The 25,547-nt window shown below is 63.0% G+C and carries 25 protein-coding genes; 8 read left to right on the top strand and 17 right to left on the bottom strand.

The window, feature by feature from the left end; translation table 11 throughout:
• Nucleotides 1–31: 31 nt before the first annotated feature.
• The 4 genes from Q1A89_RS04185 to Q1A89_RS04170 form a co-directional block, all read right to left on the bottom strand.
• Entirely contained in the window at nt 32–1,126 is a 1,095-nt protein-coding gene (locus tag Q1A89_RS04185) for a patatin-like phospholipase family protein (protein WP_299724217.1), read from the bottom strand.
• A 63-nt stretch (nt 1,127–1,189) separates the two neighbouring features.
• Nucleotides 1,190–1,966: a 3-hydroxybutyrate dehydrogenase gene (locus Q1A89_RS04180; RefSeq protein ID WP_299724215.1), complete on the bottom strand. Its 777-nt coding sequence runs from the start codon at nt 1,964–1,966 to the stop codon at nt 1,190–1,192.
• Nucleotides 1,967–2,068: 102 nt separating this feature from the next.
• Nucleotides 2,069–2,866, bottom strand: a complete 798-nt coding sequence (locus Q1A89_RS04175) for an N-acyl homoserine lactonase family protein (RefSeq protein ID WP_299724213.1) — start codon at nt 2,864–2,866, stop codon at nt 2,069–2,071.
• Nucleotides 2,863–3,156, bottom strand: a complete 294-nt coding sequence (locus tag Q1A89_RS04170) for a putative quinol monooxygenase (RefSeq protein ID WP_299724211.1) — start codon at nt 3,154–3,156, stop codon at nt 2,863–2,865. The genes Q1A89_RS04175 and Q1A89_RS04170 overlap by 4 nt, the downstream gene beginning before the upstream one ends.
• Nucleotides 3,157–3,295: 139 nt before the next feature.
• Between Q1A89_RS04170 and Q1A89_RS04165 the strand changes: the two genes are divergently transcribed.
• From Q1A89_RS04165 to Q1A89_RS04155, 3 genes are read left to right on the top strand one after another with little or no spacing between them, the layout of a single operon-like run.
• Entirely contained in the window at nt 3,296–4,378 is a 1,083-nt protein-coding gene (locus tag Q1A89_RS04165) for an isocitrate/isopropylmalate family dehydrogenase (protein ID WP_299724209.1), read from the top strand.
• Nucleotides 4,375–5,397: a Gfo/Idh/MocA family oxidoreductase gene (locus Q1A89_RS04160; protein ID WP_299724207.1), complete on the top strand. Its 1,023-nt coding sequence runs from the start codon at nt 4,375–4,377 to the stop codon at nt 5,395–5,397. Before Q1A89_RS04165 ends, Q1A89_RS04160 begins: the two co-directional genes overlap by 4 nt.
• Nucleotides 5,397–6,059: a GntR family transcriptional regulator gene (locus Q1A89_RS04155; protein WP_299724205.1), complete on the top strand. Its 663-nt coding sequence runs from the start codon at nt 5,397–5,399 to the stop codon at nt 6,057–6,059. Before Q1A89_RS04160 ends, Q1A89_RS04155 begins: the two co-directional genes overlap by 1 nt.
• Nucleotides 6,060–6,085: 26 nt before the next feature.
• Here the strand turns inward: Q1A89_RS04155 and Q1A89_RS04150 are convergent, their stop codons facing one another.
• The 4 genes from Q1A89_RS04150 to Q1A89_RS04135 form a co-directional block, all read right to left on the bottom strand.
• Complete coding sequence (locus tag Q1A89_RS04150; protein WP_299724203.1) at nt 6,086–6,865, bottom strand: IclR family transcriptional regulator; 780 nt, start codon at nt 6,863–6,865, stop codon at nt 6,086–6,088.
• A 6-nt stretch (nt 6,866–6,871) separates the two neighbouring features.
• Nucleotides 6,872–8,227 (bottom strand): TRAP transporter large permease, encoded by a 1,356-nt coding sequence (locus Q1A89_RS04145; protein WP_299724201.1) that lies wholly within the window; start codon nt 8,225–8,227, stop codon nt 6,872–6,874.
• The gene (locus Q1A89_RS04140) at nt 8,227–8,898 is read right to left on the bottom strand and encodes a TRAP transporter small permease subunit (protein ID WP_299724199.1); all 672 of its coding nucleotides are present in this window, start codon (nt 8,896–8,898) and stop codon (nt 8,227–8,229) included. Before Q1A89_RS04140 ends, Q1A89_RS04145 begins: the two co-directional genes overlap by 1 nt.
• Nucleotides 8,899–9,010: 112 nt before the next feature.
• Complete coding sequence (locus Q1A89_RS04135) at nt 9,011–10,243, bottom strand: TRAP transporter substrate-binding protein (RefSeq protein ID WP_299724196.1); 1,233 nt, start codon at nt 10,241–10,243, stop codon at nt 9,011–9,013.
• 111 nt (nt 10,244–10,354) lie between these two features.
• Here Q1A89_RS04135 and Q1A89_RS04130 point away from each other — a divergent pair, with 111 nt between their 5' ends.
• On the top strand, nt 10,355–11,950 hold the full coding sequence (locus tag Q1A89_RS04130) for a choline dehydrogenase (protein ID WP_299724194.1): 1,596 nt from the start codon (nt 10,355–10,357) through the stop codon (nt 11,948–11,950).
• An 82-nt stretch (nt 11,951–12,032) separates the two neighbouring features.
• Here Q1A89_RS04130 and Q1A89_RS04125 read toward each other — a convergent pair whose 3' ends face one another.
• The 6 genes from Q1A89_RS04125 to Q1A89_RS04100 form a co-directional block, all read right to left on the bottom strand.
• Complete coding sequence (locus tag Q1A89_RS04125; protein ID WP_299724192.1) at nt 12,033–12,683, bottom strand: aldolase; 651 nt, start codon at nt 12,681–12,683, stop codon at nt 12,033–12,035.
• Nucleotides 12,680–13,915 (bottom strand): 3-oxo-tetronate kinase, encoded by a 1,236-nt coding sequence (otnK, locus tag Q1A89_RS04120; RefSeq protein ID WP_299724190.1) that lies wholly within the window; start codon nt 13,913–13,915, stop codon nt 12,680–12,682. The genes Q1A89_RS04125 and otnK overlap by 4 nt, the downstream gene beginning before the upstream one ends.
• Before the next feature lie 86 nt (nt 13,916–14,001).
• Complete coding sequence (locus Q1A89_RS04115; RefSeq protein WP_299724188.1) at nt 14,002–14,724, bottom strand: Asp/Glu racemase; 723 nt, start codon at nt 14,722–14,724, stop codon at nt 14,002–14,004.
• A gap of 2 nt (nt 14,725–14,726) precedes the next feature.
• Nucleotides 14,727–15,875, bottom strand: a complete 1,149-nt coding sequence (locus Q1A89_RS04110) for a Xaa-Pro peptidase family protein (RefSeq protein ID WP_299724185.1) — start codon at nt 15,873–15,875, stop codon at nt 14,727–14,729.
• Nucleotides 15,872–16,912, bottom strand: coding sequence for a pyridoxal-phosphate dependent enzyme (locus Q1A89_RS04105; RefSeq protein WP_299724182.1), 1,041 nt, complete (start codon nt 16,910–16,912; stop codon nt 15,872–15,874). The genes Q1A89_RS04110 and Q1A89_RS04105 overlap by 4 nt, the downstream gene beginning before the upstream one ends.
• Nucleotides 16,912–17,940, bottom strand: a complete 1,029-nt coding sequence (locus Q1A89_RS04100; protein WP_299724179.1) for an L-idonate 5-dehydrogenase — start codon at nt 17,938–17,940, stop codon at nt 16,912–16,914. Before Q1A89_RS04100 ends, Q1A89_RS04105 begins: the two co-directional genes overlap by 1 nt.
• A gap of 133 nt (nt 17,941–18,073) precedes the next feature.
• Between Q1A89_RS04100 and Q1A89_RS04095 the strand changes: the two genes are divergently transcribed.
• The 3 genes from Q1A89_RS04095 to Q1A89_RS04085 all read left to right on the top strand — a co-directional run bounded on the left by Q1A89_RS04095 (nt 18,074) and on the right by Q1A89_RS04085 (nt 21,245).
• Nucleotides 18,074–18,841 carry an SDR family oxidoreductase gene (locus Q1A89_RS04095; protein ID WP_299724176.1) on the top strand — a complete coding sequence of 256 codons (768 nt, stop codon included), beginning with the start codon at nt 18,074–18,076 and terminating at the stop codon, nt 18,839–18,841.
• Nucleotides 18,842–18,942: 101 nt separating this feature from the next.
• Nucleotides 18,943–20,031, top strand: a complete 1,089-nt coding sequence (locus Q1A89_RS04090; RefSeq protein ID WP_299724173.1) for a hypothetical protein — start codon at nt 18,943–18,945, stop codon at nt 20,029–20,031.
• 86 nt (nt 20,032–20,117) lie between these two features.
• On the top strand, nt 20,118–21,245 hold the full coding sequence (locus Q1A89_RS04085) for a beta-ketoacyl-ACP synthase III (protein ID WP_299724170.1): 1,128 nt from the start codon (nt 20,118–20,120) through the stop codon (nt 21,243–21,245).
• Here Q1A89_RS04085 and Q1A89_RS04080 read toward each other — a convergent pair.
• The 3 genes from Q1A89_RS04080 to Q1A89_RS04070 all read right to left on the bottom strand — a co-directional run bounded on the left by Q1A89_RS04080 (nt 21,206) and on the right by Q1A89_RS04070 (nt 24,498).
• Nucleotides 21,206–23,140, bottom strand: a complete 1,935-nt coding sequence (locus tag Q1A89_RS04080) for a cyclic nucleotide-binding and patatin-like phospholipase domain-containing protein (RefSeq protein WP_299724167.1) — start codon at nt 23,138–23,140, stop codon at nt 21,206–21,208. The genes Q1A89_RS04085 and Q1A89_RS04080 overlap by 40 nt on opposite strands.
• A 175-nt stretch (nt 23,141–23,315) precedes the next feature.
• The gene (gene arsH, locus Q1A89_RS04075; protein ID WP_299726076.1) at nt 23,316–24,017 is read right to left on the bottom strand and encodes an arsenical resistance protein ArsH; all 702 of its coding nucleotides are present in this window, start codon (nt 24,015–24,017) and stop codon (nt 23,316–23,318) included.
• Between the two features lie 22 nt (nt 24,018–24,039).
• Nucleotides 24,040–24,498 (bottom strand): hypothetical protein, encoded by a 459-nt coding sequence (locus Q1A89_RS04070; RefSeq protein WP_299724164.1) that lies wholly within the window; start codon nt 24,496–24,498, stop codon nt 24,040–24,042.
• A gap of 429 nt (nt 24,499–24,927) precedes the next feature.
• Here Q1A89_RS04070 and Q1A89_RS04065 point away from each other — a divergent pair, with 429 nt between their 5' ends.
• The gene (locus tag Q1A89_RS04065) at nt 24,928–25,509 is read left to right on the top strand and encodes a thymidine kinase (RefSeq protein ID WP_299724161.1); all 582 of its coding nucleotides are present in this window, start codon (nt 24,928–24,930) and stop codon (nt 25,507–25,509) included.
• Nucleotides 25,510–25,547 lie beyond the last annotated feature (38 nt).

The following is a 25,547-nucleotide window of genomic DNA, read 5'->3' as shown; positions in this document are numbered from 1 at the left end:
TTCATTGTTCTTCAAATATGCATTTGCACGATCAGTCCCTGCGCGATCCCAGTTCAATAATATTGGCGCCGTGCGCGGTTTCCACATCATTGAACAGCGCGCCCAGATCCAGCGTGCTTTCCACTTCGATCTGGTCGAAATGATCCCCCAGCCAGCGATCCGCATGGGCGCGGCCCAGATCGCGCAGGTGCACCAGAAAGGCCCATTCCGAGTTCACCTTTGAGGACGCATCCAGTTCGAGCATGTCTTCGCAGCCGTCGATCATGTGCATGTTCATGACCCGGTATTCATTGCCCGACAGGGCGCCATCCTCGATCAGCCCGTGGATCAGATCGATGGTGCGCAGGTCGCGCAGGAGCGAAGCGTTGAAGGTGATCTCGTTCAGCCGGTTCTGGATGTCGCGCGCCTGTTTCGGGGTGCCGGGGCGCAAGAGCGGGTTGATCTGCACGATCACGATATCCGAGGACGGCGAGTGGTCGATGAAGGGAAAGAGCACCGGATTGCCCATATATCCCCCATCCCAATAGGGGGTGCCGTCGATCTCGACCGCCTTGAACATGCTGGGCAGGCAGGCGGAGGCCATGACCACGTCAAGGCTCACCTCGGGGCGGTGAAACACCCGCGCGCGCCCCGTTTCCACATTGGTGGCCGAGATATAGAGGCCCATGTCCGAACAGTTCGCCACCTTGTCAAAGTCGATGAACTCTTCGACCAGATCGCGCAGCGGGTTGATGCCCAGAGGGTTCAGATCATAAGGCGAGGCCATGCGGCTGAGCGCATCCATCATGATGTAGCCGGGCGAGGTGTCGAGCGACCAGGACCCGAAGAGTACATCCAGCGGCGAGCGTTTGACGGGGCTGGCCTGCCCCGCGATGCTGACGGACCGCCAGAACGCCTCGAGCGCTTCGCGCGCGCCGTTTGCGCCGTCGTCATACATGCCTTGCGTGGCGACCACCGCGTTCATTGCACCGGCAGAGGTACCGCTGATGGCTTCGATCCACAGCCGGTCTTCTTCGAACATCCGGTCCAGCACGCCCCAGGTGAACGCCCCGTGCGACCCGCCGCCCTGCAGGGCGAGGTTGATGGACTTTTCATGCCGTTTCTGGCGACCGTAATCTCTGGCCATGGTTCGCCTCCTGCGGTGCTCCGGTTCCTCTGCGTCGTCGGTATTGTACTGCGACGTGTGCCCTTACTGCGCGACCCACCCGCCATCGACCGGCAGCGAGGCCCCGGTGATCGAGGCGGCAGCCTCGCCCGACAGGAAGACGCAAAGCGCGCCGAGCTGTTCGACGGTCACGAATTCCTTGGTGGGCTGGGCCTTGAGCATGACGTCGTTCTTGACCTCTTCCTCGGTGATGCCGCGCGCCTTGGCGGTGTCGGCGACCTGCCCTTCGACCAGCGGGGTGAGAACGTAGCCGGGGCACACCGCGTTGACGGTCACGCCGTGTTCTGCCGCTTCCAGCGCCACGGTCTTGGTCAGTCCGATGATGCCGTGCTTGGCCGTCACATAGGCCGATTTGAAGGGCGAGGCGACCAGACCGTGGGCCGAGGCGATGTTGATGATCCGCCCGTAGCCGCGTTCCTTCATCCCCGGCAAGGCCGCGCGGATGGTGTGAAAGGCCGAGGACATGTTGATCGCGATGATCGCGTCCCACTTTTCGATGGGGAACTCTTCGACCGGGCCGACGAACTGGATGCCCGCGTTGTTGACGAGGATGTCGACCGCACCGAACCGTGCCTCGGTCTGCTGAACGAGGTGTTCGATTTCGCCCGGTTTGGTCATGTCCGCGCCGTGATAGCCAACCTCGCCGCTGCTTGCCGCGTCAAGCTTGGCCCGGGTCGCCTCGATCTCGTCCGCGTCGCCAAAGCCGTTGAGCATGATGTTGTAGCCTTCGGCTGCAAACGCCTCGGCGATTCCAAGGCCGATGCCGCTGGTGGATCCGGTGATGATGGCGGTGCGTGTCATGGGGTGCCCTCTTGTCTTCATGCTGCAGTGCGGAATTTCACCTCTCTACCTAGACCTGAAAAGGGGCGGGAACAACTCACGTTTCAAAGGGCATGGCCGCGCTCACGGCGTGATGTCGCGCAACGGGCCCTGATCGAGCCGGTGGATATGGTCCGCCATGGCCTGCGGGAAATAGGTCCGCACCAGCGGATCATGCCCCGGCACAATCAGTTTTGGCGCGCTGGCAAGGCGGTGCAGCGTGTCGAACCCATCAAGCATGTCCTGCAGATCCACCACGATGGGAAAGGGTTTGCCGGACATGAAATTCTCATAAAAATGCGAGGCGTCCGAGGCCAGCACCATCCAGCCCACATCCGTGCGCACCCGCACCGCCTGAAGCCCGCGAGAATGTCCGCCGATGCAGTGCAACGTGATGCCGTCGGCCAGTTCCGCCTCGCCGTCGTGAAAGATCACCTGCCCCGAATAAAGCCGCTTGACCGCCTCGCAGACATGCCCTGCCGTAAACGGCATGCGCAGCGTGTCGTGGCACATGCAGGGGCCGGTGGCATAGGCCATTTCGGCGGCCTGCATATGCAATTTGGCGTTCGGGAACAGGTGTAGCCCGCCCGCATGGTCGTAATGCAGGTGGGTGACGATGACTTCGGTGATGTCCTCAGGAGCGAGATCAAAGGGTTTGAGCGCCTCGACCGGATCAAGCCGGATCGGGCGCCCACGCGCCTGCGCCTCTGCGTCGTCATAGCCGGTGTCGACCAGAATGTTGCGCCCCTGCCCCCGGATCAGCCACATGTAATAGTCGATGTCATGGGGGGCGTCGTGGTTGTCGTCAAAGATGAAACTGTCCGCCCGGGTGCGCCCGTCGCGGTCACCGTATTTGATGGCGTAGATTTCCCAGCCGCTCATCTGTCGACACGCTCAAAGGTGCGCAGGGTCTTGTTGGCAACCAGATCGCCAACCTTGGGACCCGTGGCGAGATAGTGCGGCATGGTCTGGTGCGCCTCGAAGGCGGCGAGATCGTCGTAGAGTTCATAGAGAAACACCGTGTTCGGCACCTCGGGGTCCGTGCACACATCAAACTGCTGGCAGCCCGGTTCATCGCGCAGCGAACTGCGCGCGTTGTTGAGGATGTGGGTCATGAATTCGTCCATCTTTCCTTCCTTGATGTCGAAGGTGACGGTGACGGCATATGGCATGGGCTGCCCTTTCTTTTTCTGGCCTGATGCGGATTTTCCGAACAGGGAATTTACAAACGCATGCGCTAACGTATACACAGATGCATACCGATAGCGAGTCGCTTTGACTCATCTTAGGGTCAAAGGAGTTGCCGCGCCCATGAAAACCAGTTTCGATATCGCAGTCTTTCAGGGGGACGGCATTGGCCCCGAGATCATGGCGCCGACCACCGCACTGTTAAGCGAACTGGCCACGCAAGGGGGCTATGGGCTGACCTTTACCGACGCCCCTGCGGGGGCAGCGCATTACCGGGAAACGGGCGAAAGCTTCCCCCCTGCCTCGATGGCGGCGGCGCGGGCTGCGGATGCCATTCTGCTCTCGGCCATGGGCCTGCCGGATGTGCGTTACCCGGACGGGACCGAGATTTCGCCTCAGATCGATCTGCGCAAGGCGCTGACCTTGTTTGCAGGCGTGCGCCCCGTCACCATCCGCCCCGGCCAGCCCACGCCGCTGGCGCTGAAAGGCGGGCAATCGGTCGATTTCGTGTTGATCCGCGAAAGCACAGAGGGGCTGTTTTACACGCAAGGGCGCGGTGAGGTGCAGGCCGACGAGGCGCGCGAGACCTTGCGCATCACCCGCGCCATTTCCGAGCCGCTGTTCCGCTTTGCCTTTGATCTGGCCAAGTCGCGCAAGGCCTCGGGGCAAGGGCCGGGCAAGGTCACCTGCGTTGACAAGGCCAACGTGTTCCGCGCATTCGCGTTCTTTCGCGAGATGTTCGATGCCGAGGCCGCCCATCACCCCGAGATCGCGGCGGACCACGCCTATGTGGATGCCACCGCCCTGTGGATGGTGGAAAAGCCGTGGGCATTTGACGTGATGGTCACCGAGAACATGTTTGGCGACATTCTGTCCGATCTGGGTGCGGGGCTGATGGGAGGCCTTGGCCTTGCGCCGTCGGCCGATATTGGAGCGGATCACGCGGTGTTCCAGCCCTGTCACGGGTCGGCCCCGGATATTGCGGGCCAAGGCGTGGCGAACCCGATGGCGATGATCCTGTCGGCGGCGATGATGCTGGATTGGCTGGGTGGGCGGCACGGGGTGCCTGCGATGCAGGCGGATGCGGCGCGTCTGCGCGCGGCGGTCGATGGTGTGGTGGCCGAGGGCCGCGTGCTGACCCGCGATCTGGGCGGCAGTGCGGGCACGGCAGAGGTCGCCGCGGCTGTGCGGGAGGCGCTGGCATGAGCATTCGGGTGGCCTGCGTCGGCGCGGGTTATTTCAGCCAGTTCCACTATGGCGCATGGGCGCGGATCGACGGTGTCGAACTGGTCGGGGCCTGCGACACGGACCTGATGCGCGCCAAGGCCACCGGCGTTGCCCCCTTTGGCACGCTCGATGCGATGCTGGACGAGACCAAGCCTGACCTGCTGGACATCATCCTGCCCCCGCCCGCCCATGCTGCCACCGTTCGCGCGGCCCTTGCCGCGGGCATCAAGTGGATCATCTGCCAAAAGCCGTTTTGCACCGATCTGGACGAGGCCCGCGTGATCGTGAAAGAGGCGGACGCGGCGGGTGCCACGCTGATCGTGCACGAGAATTTCCGCTTTCAGCCATGGTATCGCGCCATCAAGGCAGAGCTGGAGGCCGGCACCATCGGCGAGGTGCAGAACGCCACATTCCGGCTGCGCCCGGGCGACGGTCAGGGGCCCCGCGCCTATCTGGACCGGCAGCCCTATTTCCAGACCATGCCCCGCTTTCTCATCCACGAGACGGCGGTGCATTGGGTCGATACGTTTCGCTATCTCTTTGGCCGCGTGACCCATGTCTATGCCGACCTGCGCCGCCTCAACCCTGCCATAGCGGGCGAGGATGCGGGGCATGTGATCTTTGATCATGCCTTGGGTGTGCGGGCGCTGTTTGACGGCAACCGGCATCTGGATCATGTGGCTGACAACCTGCGCCGCACCATGGGTGAGGCGTGGATCGAAGGCACGAAGGGCACGATGACGCTGTTCGGGGACGGGTCGGTCACGCGCCGGGCCTTTGGTGCGGACACGGAAACCACCGTGCGCGGCCCGGACGGTTGGGACGGGTTTGGCGGGGATTGTGTACACGCGCTGCAATCGCATGTGATTGCGGCCATGCAAGGGACCGGCACGCTGGAAAACGAGGCGGCGGATTATTTGACGGTGCTTGCGATCCGTGATGCGATCTATGCTTCGGCAGAAGCCGGGCAAAAGCTGGCCATTGAGGGAGGCAGGTAATGGGAGCTGTTTCAAATGTGGACCGAGCGCTGTCGGCGCTGCGCCAGATGATCTTTTCCGGGGTGCTGACGCCGGGATCGGATCACCTTGAAACCGAACTGGCCGAGCAATTGGGCATGTCGCGCACCCCGGTGCGCGAAGCCGCACTGATGCTGCAGGCTCAGGGTCTGGTCGAGGTGCGCCCGCGCCGTGGCATCCGGGTGCTGCCGGTGTCCGCGCAGGACATGCGCGACATCTATGACATCCTGACCGAGCTTGAGAGCCTTGCCGCTGCCCGCGCGGCCGAGGCCGCCTATTCCAAGGCCGACCTGGCTACGCTGGCGGCTGCGATTCGCGATATGGACGCGGCCCTGTCCGAGGACGATCTGCGCGCATGGGCCGATGCCGATGACAGGTTTCACCGCGAACTCGTGCGACTGGGGGGCAATGCGCGTCTGGCCATGATCGTGTCGGTGATGCGTGATCAGGTGCGCCGGGCGCGGGCCACGACCCTGTTCATCCGCCCCAAACCGTCAAAGTCGAACGCCGATCACCGCACCGTCTATCAGGCGATTGCCGAGCGTGATCCCAAACGCGCCCATGACACCCACCATGCCCACCGCCGTGCGGCGCGGGTCATGCTGGTGGAATTGCTGGAAAAGCATCAGTTTCACGGATTGTGACGCGCGGCGCGCAGGCTACGAGTGGTTCAGCGCCCGTGCAGGATGCGCAGATCCTCGGCCCCTTTGCGCAGGGCGGGCAGATAGGACATCAGCTCGGACAGGCGGCGGCGCTGCATTGGCGCATGGGCTGACAGCGTGGCCAGCAGCTTGCCCTGATTGTCCACAACCGGCACGGCCAATGCGGTCATGCCTTCCATGAACTCCTCGTCATCGGTGCTGTAGCCACGCTGGCGGGTCAGTTCCAATTCCGTTTTGATCTTGTCGATATCGGTCATGGTGCGGGCCGTGCGCTTTTCCAGCGGACGGGCCCCCAGGAGCGAGCGCAGGATATGCGGGCGCAGGGTGGAGAGGTACATCTTGCCACTGGCGGTGCAGTGAAACGGGACCTGCGTGCCGATGGGCAGCTGGATGCGCAGCGGCCATTCGGTTTCGACCCGGTCGAGATAGGTCATCCCCTCGCGGTCGGGCGTTGCGAGGTTGCAGGTCTCGCCGATCTGGTCGGCCACCCCGCGCAGGATCGCAAGCCGCGCGGTGCGCATATGTTCCGAGGACATGGTGCTGACGGCCAGTGAGCGCAGTCGCGGGCCCGGCCCGTAGCTGCGCCCATCCAGATCACGTTGAAGGAACCCTTCGGCCTCGGCTGTTTGCAACAGGCGGTGCACGGTGGGCTTGGGCAGGCCGAGGGCCTCGATCAGGTCCACAGGCCTGACTGCGACGCCCCGCCGTGCCACTTCCTCCAGCACCACCAGAAGCCGGAGATTGGTGGGTATCTGAGGCGCTTTGGCACGGCGGTGATCGTCAGGCATGATGCTTTAACTTGGTACTAGTGATAGGGCCAGTTCAGGCACCAGGGCTACGACAACCCAAACGAGGATCAGCGAGCCGAGATACATGGTCGAATAGCGCAGCAGGCGGAAATAGGGAACGCCTGTCACACCGGACGCCACGTAAAGGTTAAGACCATATGGCGGCGTGATGAAACCAATCGATGCGCCCACAAGGAAAACAACCGCAAAGTGGATCGGATCAACGCCCACGGATGCGGCAATCGGGGCCAGGATTGGCGCCATGATGATGGTCACCGGCAGTGATTCGAGAATCATGCCTGCGACGAACACCATCGCCATCGCGGTGAACAGAACGGGGTAGTAGCCCCCCATCGAGGTCACGAGACCGCCGATGGTTTCCTGCGCCCCCAGAAGGGACAGGATCTGCTGCATCACAACGGACACGGCGATCAGCGGCGCAAGGATGCCGGTGATCTGTGCCGAGCGCACAACGATGGATGGGACTTCAAACAGTTTGAACCCGTCCACAACCAGCATCGAAGAGATTGGCTTTTCGTCGATGGGCGTGCTGGAATCGTTCTTCATCATCTTGTTCAGCGGATAGCTGATCAGGCCGACGATGATCCCGAAGCCCACGGTCACACCCGCCGCTTCGGTCGGCGAGAACTTGCCTGTGTAGATGCCCCAGAGCACCAGACCGATGGCGAAGAAGCCCAGCCAGGCGCCGATGGCCGTCTTGGTCATGCGTGCAAAGCTGAGGTTGGTCAGGATGCCCCACTTGTTGATGGTGCAGACCACAAAGCAGACCAGCATCATGGCCAGAACCATCAGAACGCCGGGAATGATGCCCGCAAGGAACAGCTGCCCCACTTCGAGGTTCATCAGGAAGCCGTAGACGATGAAGATGATTGACGGCGGGATGATGATCCCGACCGTCCCGCCCGCCGCCGCTGTGGCCGCGGAAAAGCGTTCGTCATAGCCGCCCTTGACCATCTCGGGGTGCAACATCGAACCGATGGTGGCCGTGGTGGCCGAGTTCGAGCCGGAGATCGCGGCAAACAGGCCGCACGCCCCGATAGAGGCCATGGCCAGACCGCCCCGCAACCAGCCAAGGCAGGCATAGGCGTAGTCCGATAGTCGTTTGGCGATCCCTGATTTGTTGATCAGGTCCCCCGTGAGGATGAACAGCGGCATCGCCAGCAGTGCAAACCCGTCCTTGAAGACGTTCAGCATCTCGGCGCCGGTGTTGTCGAGCGTCAGGTCCAGCACAAAGCTGCACCCCACCACCCAGTAGAAGATGATCAGAAGAACCGGCGTGCCCATCATGAACAGAAAGGTCACGGCCAGCGAGATAATTGTAATCCACGTTCCGTCAGACATCAGACATCCCCCCCGATCACGGCTTGCTTGATCAGCGGCTCTCCGCTGCGGTAATTGGCGATATCTTCGAGGGCGTTGCCCACAACCCGGCCTGCCAGCATGATGAAGCACACAGGCATGGTCACAAGGAACCACCAGCGCATCACGTTGTCCGTGCCGAGCACGATGGCAAAGTTGTCATAGGTGTTCACGGTCACCCGCGAGGTGGTTGTCACCACGATGATGGCAAAGATCATCCACAGCACATTGTCGAGCATCAGAAAGAAGAACTGCCCCTTGGGGGCCATGTTCGAGCGGAATTCGGAAAAGCTCAGGTGGGTGCGCAGCTTGACGTTAAAGGAGGCACCGTACCAGGCCATGATCATAAACAGGAGCGGCGGGATGGTGGTCGACCACGGCACCTGATTGGAAAAGACGAATCGCTGGATCACCCCGACAAAGATGATCGTGGCCATGATGATATAGGCCCACACGATGATGGTGCGTTCCAGATTGCGATCAATCCAGGGCACTGCTTTGTAGAGGAAATGAACGAGAATCGCACCGATTATGGTGATTGGTCCAAACACGTACCACGCGCCCGGCGATCTATATGCTTGTACGACCTTGAAATTGATGTCTCCAGCCAACGTCGATGTGACGATGGTAGACATATCCGCCCAGATAGACATCCGGCGCCCCTCCCATTGTTTCCTGACTTGTCGTTATGGCGTTTTGACACGCTCTTGGACAAAGTAAGCCGACCCCAGTAAACAGGGTCGGCTCATTTGGATCAACGTATTATTACGCTTTCCACCAGCGGCGTGGTTCAACGTTCTCAGGCAGCGTGTCGCCTGGGATCGTGCGGACCTCGTCGTAGATTTCCTGGTAGGTGTCTGCGCCACCCTGCCAGCCGTTAATGCGCTCGCGCCATTCTTCCCACAGCTGTGGTTGGAACTCTGGCGAACACATTTCCTCGGCCTTCTTGATTTCGGCGTCGGACAGGAACGCGTTGCGCACGTTGTTTTGCGCAAAGATGGTGCCGGGCAGTTGTGGGTCGGACTGACCAACGGTCTTAATCAGGGCAACTTCGTTGGCTGCCTGAACGTGGACCTGTGCCCAGTAGGACGATTCCAGAACCGCATCCTGCAACTCGCCGCCGAGGCTGTCGAACACGCCAGCGTTCATGGCTGTGTGCTCTGTGCCGCAGAAGAAGTTCAGGTTGACCGACTGGCTGACCACGGGGGACATGTTGGCATATGCCACGGCCGAGGCCCATGTTTCCGCACCATCAATCAGGCCCTGCTTCAGACCGTCAAGGGTTTCTTCCCATGCCACCGGAACCGGGTTCAGGTTCAGAGCGGTCATCGCGATCCGGCCAAGCTGTGTGCCCGTGACGCGGTTTTTCGTGCCGAACAGTTGCTCGACGCTTGTGACCGTTGGCTTGTCTTCCCATGACAGACCCAGTTGGATGCCGCGCAGTTCAGCGTGGCTGAACAGGAATTTCAGGCCGTGACGACGCTCATAGGGCTCGCGCAGCAGCGCTTCGCTCTTGGGCGAGTACAGGAAGTGGAACTGGTCAGCCCGGTTACGGAACATGTAGGCATAGTCGAGCACGTTCAGGTAAGGCGCGCCACCGGCGGAGTTCTGTGTCGAAGCCGCATAGATATCAACGATACCCTGCTGGCATTTCTCAACGCAGGACACCTGACCGCAGATCTGGTTGTCACCGATGAATTCCACGCGGATTTCGCCGTCTGTGCGGCTTTCCAGGTCGCGGGCAAATTCCAGAGCGCCAGCACGCTCGATCAGCAGGTTGCGTGCGTTGAAGCCCGCAGCGCCGAACTTCAGCGTGAACTTGGCTTCTTTGGCGAACCGCTTTTCATAAGTCGACTCAGCCGCCGATGCGAGATTGGCAAGGCTCATCGCCCCCCCGAATCCGCCAGCCGCCAAAAGCGTCGAGCTCATGCCGTAACGGCCAGCCACTTTGAACAAATCGCGGCGGGAAATGCCGTTGATCTTGTCACTAATTCCCATGCTATCCTCCCTGATGCATATTATTGAGACGTTTTATCTCATAAAAGGCTAGCCTAAGCGAAGCATTCTGCATAGTCTTTTTTTGGGAACTTTGTGAGGGAGGACAAAATTGTGGAAGCCGACTATGTAATTGTCGGGGCTGGATCGGCCGGCTGCGTGCTTGCCAACCGCCTCAGCGCGGACCCATCTGTCAAAGTCATCCTGCTGGAAGCTGGTGGGCGCGACCTTAACCCATGGATCCATATTCCGGTAGGATATTTCAAGACGATCCACAATCCGAAGGTCGACTGGTGCTACAAGACCGAGCCCGACCCGGGTCTGAACGGGCGCTCGATCGAGTGGCCGCGGGGCAAGGTGCTGGGTGGATCGTCCTCTTTGAACGGGTTGCTTTACGTCCGCGGACAGCCTCAGGATTACGACCGCTGGGCGCAGATGGGCAACCGGGGCTGGGCCTGGGACGATGTGCTACCCCTTTTCAAACGCTCGGAAAAAAACGAACGCGGGGCGGATGAGTTCCACGGCGACGAGGGCAACCTGTCGGTGTCGAACATGCGCATCCAGCGTCCCATCACCGATGCCTGGGTCGCAGCCGCGCAGGCGGCGGGGTACAAGTTCAATCCCGACTACAATGGTGCGGACCAGGAAGGCGTCGGCTTTTTTCAGCTTACGGCGCGCAATGGGCGGCGTTGTTCGTCGGCGGTGGCCTTCCTCAATCCGGTCAAAAGCCGGACCAACCTGCAGATCGTGACCCATGCCCAGGTCGACAAGGTGAACATCACCGACAAGCGCGCCACGGGCGTCACGTATCGCGACAAGGGCGGGGTCGAGCAGACCGTCACGGCCCGACGCGAGGTGATTCTCTCCGGTGGTGCGATCAATTCGCCCCAGATTCTGATGCTTTCGGGCATTGGTGAGGCCGCGCAATTGTCCGAACACGGCATCGATGTGGTCGCGGACCTGCCCGGCGTCGGCAAGAACATGCAGGACCACCTGCAGGCCCGCCTTGTTTACAAGTGCAACGAACCGACCCTGAACGACGAGGTGTCGACCCTGTTTGGGCAGGCCAAGATCGGGCTGAAATACGTGATGTTCCGTGCCGGGCCCATGACCATGGCCGCGAGTCTTGCGACCGGATTCATGAAAACCCGCGAGGATATGGAAACGCCGGACATCCAGTTCCACGTCCAGCCCCTGTCGGCGGAAAACCCCGGCAAGGGCGCGGACAAGTTTTCCGCCTTCACCATGTCCGTGTGCCAGCTGCGCCCGGAATCAAAGGGAGAGATTCGTCTGGCCAGTAAGGATGCCCGCACATATCCCAAGATCATCCCCAACTATCTCAGCACCGAAACCGACTGCCGCACGGTGGTCGAAGGCGTCAAGATCGCCCGCAAGATCGCCCGCCATGCGCCGCTGACCTCAAAAATCTCCGAGGAATATCGCCCGCATGCGGATCTGCCGATGGACGATTATGACGCCACGCTGGACTGGGCGCGCAACAACACGGCGTCGATCTATCACCCCACCGGCACCTGCAAGATGGGGTCGGACAAGATGGCGGTGGTGGATGAACGCCTGCGCGTGCGCGGTATCGAGGGGCTGCGGGTGGCGGATTGTTCGATCATGCCCGAAATCGTCAGCGGCAACACCAATGCGCCTGCGATCATGATCGGGGAAAAGGCATCAGACCTCATCATGGCAGACCACTAGTCGGATTTGCATATTTTTTGGAACAATGAAGCCTGAGACGCGCGCGCGCTTCATTGTTCTTCAAATATGCGATGGCGCGTGCCTATCCGTCCCATTCCACGTCAAAGGTTTTGACAAGCGCTGCAACCTGCGCCTCATCCAGCCCGCGCGGTGACATCCCGCGGGTCATCAGGGCCAGACGCGCGGTGTCTTCCAGTTCTTCGATCGCGTTGCAGGCTGCCTCGACATCGCGGCCCGCCACCACGGGGCCGTGATTGGCCAGCATCACCGCCGAGCGCTTGCCTGCCAGCCCGCGCACCGCCGCACCCATCGCCGGATCACCGGGGAGAAAGAACGGCAGCAAGGTGACCTTGCCCAGCTTCATGATCCCGTACGGGGTGAGCGGCGGCAAAAAGTTGTTAGCATCCGCGCCGGGCAGAATCGACAGCGCAACCGAGTGGCAGGAATGCAGATGCACCACCGCCCCCGCCGTTCTCCGCGTGTCGTAAAAGGCCGTGTGCAGCGGCATTTCCTTCGTCGGGGCGTCGCCGTCGATATGGTGCCCAGCAGTATCAAAGCGGCTGAGCCGTCCGGGATCGAGCCGCCCGAAACTGGTCCCCGTGGGCGAGACCAGCAGCCCGCCATCGCTGGTGCGGGCCGAGATGTTGCCGGTGCTGCCATGGGTCAGCCCCCGATCAAACAGGGATTTTGCCAGCAGGCAGATCTGTTCGCGCAGGGCGCTTTCGTTGCTCATGTGCCCGCCAGTACCCTGTTTGCCTTTTCAAAGAAGTCCTCGGCCCCGAAATTCCCCGATTTGAGCGCCACAACCAGATCGGGCCCGGCCCGCAGCGCGGGCACGCCGGGGTCAATCTCGGGTCCGATGTCGAGAGTGGACAGATCCAGCCCCTCGACAATTGCGCCTGAGGTTTCGCCGCCTGCCGTGATAATCCGTGTCGCGCCCCTGGCCCGCAGCGCGCGTGCGGTGGCGGCAAAGAAGCCTTCGAGGGCTTCGGCGGACCGTGCGCGCCCGTATGTCTCCTGCACCCGGGCCACTTCGGCTGGATCGGCAGAGCTGTAGGCGAGCGGGATGCCGTCCTGCTCCATCAACCAGGTGGCCAGCGTGTCGACCTGCAGGCGTCCTTCGATCACGTCACCGGCAACGATCTCGCGCGCGGGGTGGAGCGCGGCGTGATAGGCGACCTGCGCGCGCGTCGCGGTTGAGCATGAGCCGGACAGCGCAACCGCACGTCCCCCCTGCCCGGTCCACGGCACTGTCCCCGCAGTGCAGCCGAAATTTTCCGGCAGTCCAAGTGCGACGCCCGACCCGCCTGTGATCAACGGCAAGTCGCGCGCCGCCTGCCCGATGGCGCGCAAATCCGCATCGCGGATCGCATCGACCACGATCAACCGGTGGCCCGCGTCGTGCTGGGTCGCCAGCGCCGTCGCAATCGCCTCTGCCCCTTCAAAGACGGCACCCGCCCCCACATGGCCCACGCTGTGCCGGGTCTGCGGTGCCAGCCAGCGCCGCAGGTCCGGGTCGGTCATCGGGGTCAGCGGGTGGTTTTGCATGCCGCTTTCGCTCAGCAGCGTGTCGTTGACAAAAAGATGCCCCTGAAACACAGACCGCCCCGTGCCAGGAAAGGCCGGGCAGACGATGACCTGATGGGCGTCAAGTGCGTCGGCCAGTGCGTCCGCGACGGGGCCGATATTGCCCTCGGGCGTGGAATCAAAGGTCGAGCAGTATTTGAAGAAGAACTGCGTGCAACCCTGCGCCTTGAGCCAGTCAAGGGCCTGCAATGACAGCTCCACCGCTTCGTCCACGGGGATCGAGCGGGATTTGAGCGCGACGACACCGGCCTCGACCGAAGGGTCCGCTGGCCCGTCCGGCACGCCGGTATATTGTGTGGCGCGCATGCCGCCCTTGGCCAGCGTGTTGGCCAGATCGCTTGATCCGGTAAAGTCGTCGCCGATGCATCCCAGCTTCATTTTCTGTCATTCCTGTTCGTATGGCCGCGCACAGGGAAACACTGCTGCCGATGGCTGCGCAAGTGGGCCAGCGGAATTTCGAGATTTCAGAGCAGATCGCGCGGGCGGGCGACGTCAAGCCCGGCGCAGTTCAGCATGTGCCAGGCCAGCACGAGGTTGCTCGACAGAACCGGCACGCCGAGTTCGTCCTGCAGCCCTGCAATCACCCCGAGCGTGCGCAGGTTGGTGCAGGACAGGAACAGCGCCTCGACCTCTGTATCTTTCATCATGTCGATGCTCGCGCGCGTTATCGAATCCTCGTCGATATGGGCCACGGCGGCCTCGTTGCCTTCGTCAAAGCTGGCGAATGTCGGGGTGGTGATGCCAGCCGCCGCCAGCACCTCGCGCAGGCGGTTGGAAACGGAGGCGACGTAGGGCGACAGGATGGCGATGCGGCTGACCTTCAGCGCATGGCAGGCCGCAATGAGCGCCGTGACCGGTTCGCTGACGGCACCTGTTTCGGTCCCCGCCTGCACCTGCTGCGCAATCACTGGTGCCCCGATCTGTGCGGTGCCCGAGGTGCAGCCGTACCCCACCACGTCAAAGCGATGCCCGACGGGAAACAGCGACGCGGCACCGCTGAGCGCACTCTCCATCTCGGCCAGACTGTCCAGCGTCACATCCAGCCCCGAAGGCACGCGTGAGACCAGCAGGCTGACGTCGCGTGGCATGAGGCGGCGAAAGTCATCCTCGATCGTGCGATCCGCTTGCAGGGCGATCAGGCCCAGCTTGGCCCGCGTGTCATCGGCAGTGGTGTAGGATCGGGCCATGCTCAGATCTCCGGCAGGCTGCGCGGCGCGGGGGTCGACAGGTACCGCGCGCCGGTTGGGGTGATGACGATGTTTTCTTCATGCACCAGTGTCCGCCCTGCGCCAAGCTCAAGCCCCGGTTCCAGTGTCAGCACCATGCTCGGTTCCAGCACCGTGTGATCGTCCGGGATGAGCGAGGGCCATTCGGTGAGTTGCATGCCCAGCCCGTGCCCATAGCGTCCGGCATCCGAACCGCCCGCGCCGCCGGTCAGGACCTTGTCCATCGCGTGAAACAGATCCGCCGCCGTCGCGCCGGGCCGGGCGGCGGCAAAGGCCGCGTCAGAGGCTTCGATCAGGCGCGCATAGGCGCTTGCGGTTTCGGGTGCTGCAGGGCCGAGCGACCAGTTGCGGTCAAAATCACTGAAATATCCGTCACGCACCACGCCGGTGTCCAGCATCAGCACATCGCCCGTGGCCAGCGGTGTATCCGTTGCAGGCGCGATGATGTCGCCATAGCCCCCCGGCCCCGCGCCCCCGGCGAGGTAGGACACCCAGTCGGCCCCTTCCTCAAGGCACAGGCCCTGAAAGGCGCGAAAGACGTTGCTGAGTGGTGCGCCGACGCGCGCGATGTCGGGCACGCGGGCAAAGGCGGCATCGGCGATGGCGCAGGCGGCGGCGATCTTTTCCACCTCGGCCTCGGATTTGATCAGCCGAAGGCGGCGCATGGTGCCGTCGTCATCGCCAAAGCTGCGGTCCGGCAGCGCCGCTTGCAGGGCGGCCCAACTGTCGAGCGGCAGGCGCAGGTGGGTTTCGGGCCCCGAGGGCACGCCGATCCGACCGCCTTTGGGCACAGCTTCGCCCAAGGCATCGGCCAGCAGTGATATGCCGTCGTCATTGTAGTCGGGGCTGCGCCATGTGCGGATATCTGTCAGCCAGGTCTGACCCATCAACGGAGCACCAATCGACGGGATCACGGCGATGGGTTGGCCCGTGGCAGGTACGATCACAAACCAAGGCCGCGTCGGACTTTCCCAGAACCGGGTGAGGTAGCCGGTGACATAGCGCACTTCGGGCTCGGTGGTGAGCAGCAGGGCGTCCAGGTTTGCTACGTCCATCAGGGCTTGGGCGCGCGCGACGCGGGCCTCAAATTCGGCAGCGGGAAACAGGCTCACCCCTCGCCCCGTTCGGAGAGGATCAGCAAGACGCGCGCCTCTGCGCTGAGGCCAAAAGCGCCCTCTGCAGCGGCCAGCCCTGCCAGACCCGCGGCACCCGAGGGCGTGCTGGCAAAGCCGTGCGCGGCGGCGAGGGTTGCGCCTGCCTCCCCTTCGGCCTCGGAAATGGTCATGAAATCATCAGCATCCCGGGCCAACCCCTTGAGCGCGATCAGCGAGGGCACCTTGCAGTCGAGCCGCCCCATGGCCGAGGCGGGCCCGGTGGTTTCGACCGGCGCACCGGCCTCAACGCTCGCGATCAGGCAGGGCGCGGCCTCGGGTTCAACCACGATGATGCGGGTGCTGCTGCCCCAAGCGACGCGTGCGATGGTCGCCGCCGCCCCGGCAAGACCGCCCACCCCGGCCTGCAGGAACAGGTGAGTCGGGGGCGCGTCGATCTGGTCGAACACTTCGGCCATGAGGGCCAGATAGCCCTCCATCAACTGGTGCGGGCGGGTGGTGTATCCGGCCCATGAACTGTCCGAGAGCAGTGCCGCACCTTCGGCCTCGGCGTGGTTCATCGCGGCGGCCATGCTGGCCTCGTAATCCGCGCCTGCGCGCGGCACTTTGGCCCCAATGTCACGCAGGCGGTCGGCAAAGCTTTCGGGGACGGTGTCGGCCAGAAAGATGACTGCCTGCGCGCCAAAGGCTGCCGCGCCTGCCGCCACCGACAACCCGTGATTGCCTGCACTTGCCGTGACATAGGTGCGCCCGCGCGCCTCGCCCTGTTCAGCATCGCAGGCGATGACATAGGCCGCACCCAGCGCCTTGAAGCTGCCAAGCCCCATACGGCTGCGTTCGTCCTTGATCAGGACCTGCCCAACGCCCAGATCGTCCGCCAGCGCCGGGGCCGCGCTGAGCGGTGTGATACCCGCATGCGGACAGCGCGCCAGCAGCGCGCGGGGGGCGGCAGCATCGACGCTCGGAAATGGCACATCTGCAAGGTCCGGATGGGTGAGGCCTGTGCCTCGAAACGGGTTGGCGATGCAGCGGGCCATCAGAACACGATCTGCGCTTTGATCGCCTGAGACCGGTCGGCGGCCATCTCAAAGGCCGCGCCCGCCTGATCGAGCGGAAAGCTGTGGGTGACCAGCGGTTTCACGTCGATCTGGCCGCCCTGCATCATGGCCACGGCCGTGCGGAATTCCTCGTGAAAGCGGAATGAGCCGCGAAAGCTGATTTCCTTGGCTGTCATTGCCTGCACCGGCAGGGTCATGTCGCCGCCAAGGCCCAGTTGCACCAGCACCGCGCGCGGGCGCAGGGCGGGTATTGCGGCAGCCAATGCGGGCGCGGCACCGCTGCATTCGAAATGGACGTCGAAATGGCCCTTGTCAGCGCGATAATCCGCCAGCGCGTCAGGCGTTTCGGCCATGTTGATCACGCGCGAGGCGCCCACCTTTTGGGCCATCGACAGGGTGAAGGGGGCAAGGTCGGTTGCCACCACCTCGACTGCGCCGGCGGCGCGCGCCACCAGCACGCAGAGCTGCCCGATGGGTCCGCAGCCGGTGACCAGCACCCGTTTGCCCATCAGATCACCGGCCTGCTTGGCCGCATGCAGGCAGACGGACAGGGGTTCGGCCACCGCCGCCTCGGCCGCACTCAGCCCATCGGCGGGCACGCATTGGGCGGCATCGGCCACGATATACTGGCGAAATGCACCCTGAATGTGGGGGAACGGCATGGCGGAGCCGTAAAAGCGCATGTTCAGGCAGTGCTGCGGCGTGCCTTCGTGGCAATAGGCGCAGGCCAGGCAGGGACGCGAGGGCGAGATTGCCACCAGTTGCGCAGGGTTCAGCCCTTCGACACCTGCGCCGATGGCCTCGACATGGCCCGCGACCTCGTGGCCCAGAATCATCGGCTCGCGCAGGCGCACGGTGCCAAAACCGCCATGCTGGTAATAGTGCAGGTCAGATCCGCAAATGCCCCCGGCGGCCATTTTGACCAGCACCTGGCCGGGTCCGACCTCGGGCATATCGCGTTCTTCGACGCGCAAATCCTGCGCTGCGTGGACAACTATCGCTTTCATATTCTGGATCCCCCCGAAACGGTGCGCGCGCAACATGCGCAGGAACAGGGCGAGGCACAAGCACCTGTTGACCCCATCTGTTGCTCAACTTACGTTACCGATAACGTTAGATAAAAAAAAGGCCTTCAATATAATGAGCACTACACTTTTCTCGCTCGCGGGGACTCGCGCGCTGATCACGGGTTCGTCGCAGGGAATCGGTCTTGCGCTGGCGGCAGGCATGGGGGCCGCGGGGGCAGAGATTGTTCTGAACGGACGGGACACGACCAAGCTGGACGCAGCAGCAAAGGCCCTGAGCGATCAGGGAATCACCACGCAAACGCTGGCCTTTGATGCAACGGACCACGACGGTGTGCGCGCCGCCGTGGACGGGTTTGAAGAGAGCACCGGCCCCATCGACATCCTGATCAACAATGCAGGCATGCAGCACCGCACCCCGCTGGAGGATTTCCCCGCAGACGCGTTTGAGCGCCTGTTGCAGACCAACGTGGCCTCGGTATTCCATGTCGGGCAGGCTTGTGCGCGGCACATGATCAAGCGCGGCGCGGGCAAGATCATCAACATCGCAAGCGTGCAGACCGCCCTCGCCCGGCCCGGAATCGCTCCCTACACCGCCACCAAGGGCGCGGTTGCGAACCTGACCAAAGGCATGGCGACCGACTGGGCGCGGCTGGGGCTGAACTGCAACGCCATTGCGCCGGGCTATTTCGACACGCCTCTGAACGCGGCCCTTGTGGCGGACCCGGAATTCTCGGCCTGGCTGGAAAAGCGCACCCCGGCAGGGCGCTGGGGTCAGGTAGATGAATTGGTCGGGGCGGCAGTGTTCCTGTCCTCGGCGGCGTCGAGTTTTGTGAATGGCCACACGCTCTATGTGGACGGCGGGATCACCGCCTCTTTGTAAGCCCTGAAGCGAACGCGCGCGGCGCGGGTGTCGGAAATGACGCCCTCGCCGCGCGCAATTTTTGTTGGCCTGTCCGCCAAAGCCTGTAACAGTCCCAATCCATGCAGCACCCCAAGAAACGCTTTGCCAAAATGGACCGGCTGGAACGGGTTCTGGTCGACGATATCAAATCCATGGCGCGGTTGCTTGACGCGCCTGCACGGGCGCGCAATCCGAGCAAGCTGAGCCGGTCGTGGCGCGCCGTGGTCGTGTCCCACAGTGCGTTGCGTACGCTGGTCAAGGACATCCTGCGCGACACCTCCGATCCGCGCGTGGTCTCGCCCGGCGGGCGGCGCGCGATCCGGGATCTCAATTCCGCCGCCAAGGACATGAAGAACCAGCTGCGCGAATGGGCGGGCATCAACCGCCTGATCGAGGAACAGATGCACCCCGAGGCGCGCCCGCTGTTCGCCGACCCGATCGTTACCGGCGCGGCACCGGACGTGATGGATCACATCAGCGCGCTGTTCATCGACGCCCTGCACAAGGTCGCCAACCCGCAGGAATTCACCCAAAGCCCCGAGGCCGAGGATGCCGGGCTGCACCGCGACATTCCCCTGCCGATGGCCCAGTTTTCCGCGATGCTTTGGGCCGCGTACCGGCTGTGTCTGGCGCAGCGCAAACCGCATGCCCTGCGGTTTCTGGACGTGGGCAGCGGTGGTGGGACCAAGGTGCTGGCCGCCCAGACCTGTTTCGAAACCTGCCACGGACTGGAATACGAGGAAGGCACCGTCGCCTTTGGCACAAAGCTGCTTGAGACGCTGGGCGCTCAGGCCTGCAGTCTGATCCAGGGCGATGCCTTTTCCTATTCGGATTATGCCAGCTATGACGCGATCTATTTTTACCGCCCGCTCAAATCCACCGAACACATGATCGATCTAGAGGCGCGCATCTTTGCCCAGGTGGACCCCGGCACGATTCTGATGGTGCCAGGTGGATTGCTGACGCCCGAACACGAAGAGGCGGGCGTGCAGCATGTGAGCGGGCATGTTTACGTGACGGGCATGGATGAAACCGAGGCGCAGGCCCTGCACGCCGCCGCCCGCGACATCGGCACCGCCATTCCCGACTATAGCCGGCAGCCCCTGTCCGAACCGAGCCTGTGGGACCCGCTTTTGGAAGTCAGCCGCCGCAACGGTCATAGCGTGTAGGCGGCCCGCCGCGCGACCCTTGCGAGCCCCACCCGCCCCCTCTAAGGTTTGGCCAACGAAAAAACCACCCGCAAAGGGGCCACCCCGTGACATTCACTCCTGCCATCACCGGAACCGGCGTCTTCACGCCAGAGCTGTCGATTTCGAACGCCGAACTGGTTGTGGCCTTCAACGCCTATGCCGACCGGTTCAACGCCGAAAACGCCGACGCCATCGCCGCCGGAGAGGTGGAGGCCAAGGCGCATTCGTCCGAGGAGTTCATCCTCAAGGCCTCGGGCATCGAGCGGCGCTATGTGATGGACAAGGACGGCATTCTGGACCCGGCCGTCATGCACCCGCTGCTGCGACAGCGCAGCGACGATGAACCGTCGATCATGGCCGAAATGGCCGTGGATGCGGCTGAAAAGGCGCTGGCGGCGGCGGGTAAAACCGCCGCCGACGTGGGCGCGGTGATCTGCGCGGCCTCGAACCTCGAACGGGCCTACCCGGCGGTGGCCATCGAAATACAGGATCTCTTGGGCGTTCAGGGCTTTGCCTTTGACATGAACGTGGCCTGTTCGTCGGCGACCTTCGGCATTCAGGCGGCGGCGGATATGGTCCGCTCAGGCTCGATCCGCTCGGCGCTGGTGGTCAACCCCGAGATTTGCTCGGCCCATCTGGAATGGCGCGACCGGGACTGTCACTTTATTTTTGGCGATGTGGCCACGGCCACGCTGATCGAGCGGGCGGAGGACGCAAAAGGCCCCTATTTCGAAATCAGATCAACACGTTGCGCGACCGATTTTTCCAACAATATCCGCAACAACAACGGCTATCTGCGCCGCTCGCGCCCCGATGGGATGAAGGATCGGCGCGACATGCAGTTCATGCAGAACGGGCGCAAGGTGTTCAAGGAAGTGCTGCCGCTGGTCAGCCAGCATATCGCAGGCCACATGGGTGACGAGGGGATCGAGGCGGATCAGCTCAAGCGGCTCTGGCTGCATCAGGCCAACAAGTCGATGAACGATTTCATCGGCAAGAAGGTGCTGGGCCGCAACCCGGCCCCCGGCGAACAACCCAACATTCTGCAGGACTACGCCAACACCTCCTCCGCCGGGTCGATCATCGCCTTTTCGCAGAATTCTGACGATCTTGGCGTGGGCGATCTGGGCATCATCTGCTCGTTTGGGGCGGGCTATTCCGTGGGGTCGGTGATCGTCGAACGGCGCGGCTGAAGCGGGGCCTCTTCCTCCGGGCTTTCCTCTATCGTGGCATTCAGGGCCCCGGCCACCCGGTGCAAACGGGCCAGCCGCGCGGCATGGGTGTCGCCGTCCTGCGGAAAGGCGCCCAGCATGTCGGAAATCTGCGCATAGGTGGTGTCGAACAACTCGCGACCCCGCTTCCAGTTCATGAAACTCATGCCGCGCAGCACCGAGATGTTCAGCAGCACATCCTCGCCCACATTGATCTGGCGCAGCAATTTGCGCGCGTTGACCACCATGGCGCGCGCCAGCACCGTAAAGGCGGTGGGATGGCGCGCCGCGCCTTGCGCAGAGCGGCGCATCAGGTTGGTCAGTGTCTGCAGCCGGGTCGGATAATCCTCGTAGCGGGCCTCAACTGTCCACGGCTTGCCGGGCACAAAATTCAGCACCACATTGGACCCGGCCTTGAGCGCGCGCATCGCGTCAATCGGCACATTGTCGATCAGCCCGCCGTCGATCAGCACCTCGCCATTGGCGCGCAGATAGGGCGGAAAGATGCCTGGAATCGCGCTGCTGGCCCGGATCGCCTGCCAGAGCGGCCCCTCGCGGATCACGCTCACATCGTTGTGGGTCAGGTTGGTCGAGACGGCGAAAAAGTTCAGTGGCAGGTCCTCGACATCGCCAAGCCCGTAATGCTTGCGGAATGCGGCATCGAGCACGCTGTGATCGAGCAGGGAAAACAGTGGCACGGTCAGGCGCGACATCGCCTTGGAGCGCAGGAATATCTCCTCGCATTGCTCCATGATCTCATCCGGCTCAAGACCCAGCGCCAGCGCCCCGGCCATCGCTGCTCCGACACTGGTTCCACCCACGAAATCAAAGGTATAGCCTTGTTCCTTCAGCGCCTTGATCACCGCCAGATGGGCGGTCCCGTAAGACCCGCCGCCACACATCACAAGGCCAATCGCCTCACCCCGCACAAAGCGGGCGATGCGGGCGAAATCTGCCTCGGAATCGAGCGCCAGATGATGGTGCAACCGCACGGCACGCCCATCCAGCCATGCGCGGGTGTTTGACGTCGTGTCCGCGCTGCTGGGGCGGTGCAGGATCACGTGCAAATGGGCGGGCAACGTCGCCTCAAAGATCGCGCGCTCCAGCTGGGACGGGCCATCCTCGGGGGTGAACTCGCCCTCTTTCGGGGCGACAATCATGATGGTGTCGCTGTTGTTGGCGGTGACCTGTTGCCAGACAGGCTGGGCCTTGGGATCCGTGCAGATCAGCAGCAGGTTGCCATGGGTGGCCTCCTGCATGTCCAGCCACGTGGCCAGCGCGCGCCTATCCTCAAGCAAGGCAGGGTCGCAATCGTCAGCCTCGATCACCTGCCAGCGCGCCTCACCCTCAAAGGCGACGCGGATGCCGGTCACAAAACCCGGGTCGATGACGTCATTTGCGCCACCTGGAAACATTGCACAGACATGACCGGATTCGGGGCGCAGATGCGGCGTGGCAGGCACCGTGCGCGCCAGTCGCTGGGACACGGCGGCGAGAATGCCATTGGCCAAGGCCGGGGTATGGGCGGCCAGCCCGTCATAGGCCGCGCGGCTCAGACACATCACCGCACTGTCGCGCGCGGCCACCACCGTGGCGGTGCGCGTGCCCCCGGCGAAAAAGGCGAGCTCCCCAATCGGTTCGCCCTTGGGGATTTCGGCGATGGCGCGGCCCGCGCGCAACACGGTAAAGCGCCCGCGCAGCACGATGAACAGGGTGTTGGCGGCGTCGCCCTCTTTGATCAGCACATCGCCCCGGGTCAGATCGCGATAGTCCGCTGTCCGGGCCATTCGATCCAGAATATCCGGCTCCAACGCGCCAAATCCATCAATATCGCGCAAAAGGCCGATCAGTTCGGCATTGCTCGTCTCAGCGTTCACGTCTCAAGTCCCCGTAACCTTGGGCAGAGTGCACCGTGATCAACCTGACAGGCAAGGCGCATTGACGTGAGGGGATAGGCGGCGCGGCACACGGGGTCGAAAAACAACGCGGATCGGGTCGGCGGGTGGGCGCCTTTTTGCGCATGAGGCGCAAAAACAGTCCCGCGCGGCGGCGCTATGTGTCCTTTTGGGACACCCGGCGGTGCACGGCTTCGACGCTTTCGACCCGTTCGGAATAGCGATCCACCAGATAATCCGAGCGGCCCCGCACCATCCATGTGAACTTGACCAGCTCTTCCATCACATCCACCACGCGGGCATAAAACGCACCCTCGGGCAGGCGGCCGTTCTTGAACTCAAGCCACGCCTTGGGGATGCTGGACTGATTGGGGATCGTGACCATCCGCATCCAGCGCCCCAGAATGCGCATCTGGTTGACCGCATTGAAACTTTGCGACCCGCCCGAGACCTGCATCACCGCCAGCGTCTTGCCCTGGGTGGGCCGGATGCCACCGTGCATCGACAGGGGCAGCCAGTCGATCTGGCTTTTCATCAGACCCGTCATCGCGCCGTGGCGCTCGGGGCTGGACCAGACCATGCCTTCGGCCCAGATGGCCAGATTGCGCAATTCGGCCACTTTCGGATGGCTCCCGTCATCGGTGTCGACCTGCGGCAGGCCTGTGGGGTCGTAGATCCGCGTCTCGCATCCCAGATGGCGCAGTATGCGCGCGGCCTCTTCGGCGGCGCGGCGCGAATAGCTCTCCCCGCGCAGAGAGCCATAAAGCAAAAGGATACGTGGGGGATGGCCCGGATCATCGGGGCTGCGCAGGGCGTCACTGTCGATGGCAGGCAGGGCCGCGACCACAAGAGCAGGCAGGTCGTCGCTGCCGCCTGCCTTCTCAGCCACTCTCGTCTTCGAGATGCAGCTTCATGTCGATCAGGACCTGCTGCAGCATCGTCGTTTCCTTGAGCAGACGCTTGGCCTCGTTGACCGTGATCACGCCGTCCTCGATGGATTGCTGGTATTCGCTCATCAGCATGGCAAAGCGCTGGCTGAGCGCGATCACATCGCTGTTCACACCGCCGGGGCGTTCGGCATTGGGGCGGCGGTCGTCGTGGGACAGCGAATTGCCCTGTAATTCGGCCAGCGCGCTGGTCACATGAGGATAGCTTGCCGCCCTTTCCAGCGCCGCAACTGCATCAATCGGCATGAAACGGTCCGCATGTTCGGGGTTGTCCGAATAATAGCGCCCCAGCGTTGCCTTGGATTTTCCGGTCAGGCCGCAGGCGGGTTCGATACCCACATCCTTCACCAAAGCCTCGGTGTGCTTTTTCAGATAGCTGCCAAATCCGGCCATACATGAGTCCTCGTCGTGTACCACATTGACCGCTCCAAGCTGACAAGCGGGGAAACGGCCCGGTCTTTTCCCATTAATCAACTCGGAAGGAAATGTCATTTGTAAATGGTCCCAAGGGTTTCGGGACGTAAAGAGTATCCGGTGCCCCCAGCACCGGGACCGGGTGGGGTCCGTCTCGGACTTCTGTTGCTTGGGGGCGACAGGCTGGCGCAAGCTGGCAGCAAGTGAGACGGATCCGTCGGAGGTAACGCGTATCGGGGCAGGCATTCCCCAAATCGACCGGGCGCTTCGGCGTCCAGCTGCCTGTCTCGCGTAACAAGCTGCCGAATTCGGTCCGAGGACATGACAGCGCAATAACAAGACGCTGCATCTGCTCGGACCCGCCCTTTCACTTGCCTCAAGACGCAGGCGCCAGTATGCCCCCGCCCCATGGCCAAGCTCTATTTTCACTACTCCACCATGAACGCGGGCAAGTCGACCGTGTTGCTGCAAGCCGCCCACAATTACCGCGAGCGGGGGATGGAGCCTTACCTGCTGACCGCCCGTCTGGATGATCGTGCAGGCGCGGGCCGTATTGCCTCGCGCATCGGCATCGGGGCCGAGGCCGACATGTTCACTCCAGACGACAATCTGTTTGACCGTCTTGCCGCCCGACAGGAGGCAGGCCCGGTGGCGTGCGTGTTCGTGGACGAGGCCCAGTTCCTGACCGAAGATCAGGTCTGGCAACTGGCCCGCGCGGTCGATGATCTGAACCTGCCGGTGATGTGTTACGGGCTGCGCGTCGACTTTCTGGGCAAGCTGTTTCCCGGCTCGGCCACCCTGCTCGCGCTGGCGGACGAAATGCGCGAAGTCCGCACGATTTGTCATTGCGGCAAGAAGGCCACGATGGTGATCCGTCGCGATGCCGAGGGGCGCACGCTGGCCGATGGTGCGCAGGTGCAGATCGGTGGCAATGACACCTATGTGTCGCTGTGTCGGCGCCACTGGCGCGAGGCGATGGGCGAAGGCTGAGGCCCCCTTGATGCCTCTCAAAACACTGTAATTTCCGC

The organism is uncultured Tateyamaria sp., assembly GCF_947503045.1.
In the GTDB taxonomy this organism is placed as follows: domain Bacteria; phylum Pseudomonadota; class Alphaproteobacteria; order Rhodobacterales; family Rhodobacteraceae; genus Tateyamaria.
Note: the sequence above shows the minus strand (reverse complement) of the source record. Positions and strands in the feature narration are given on the sequence as shown.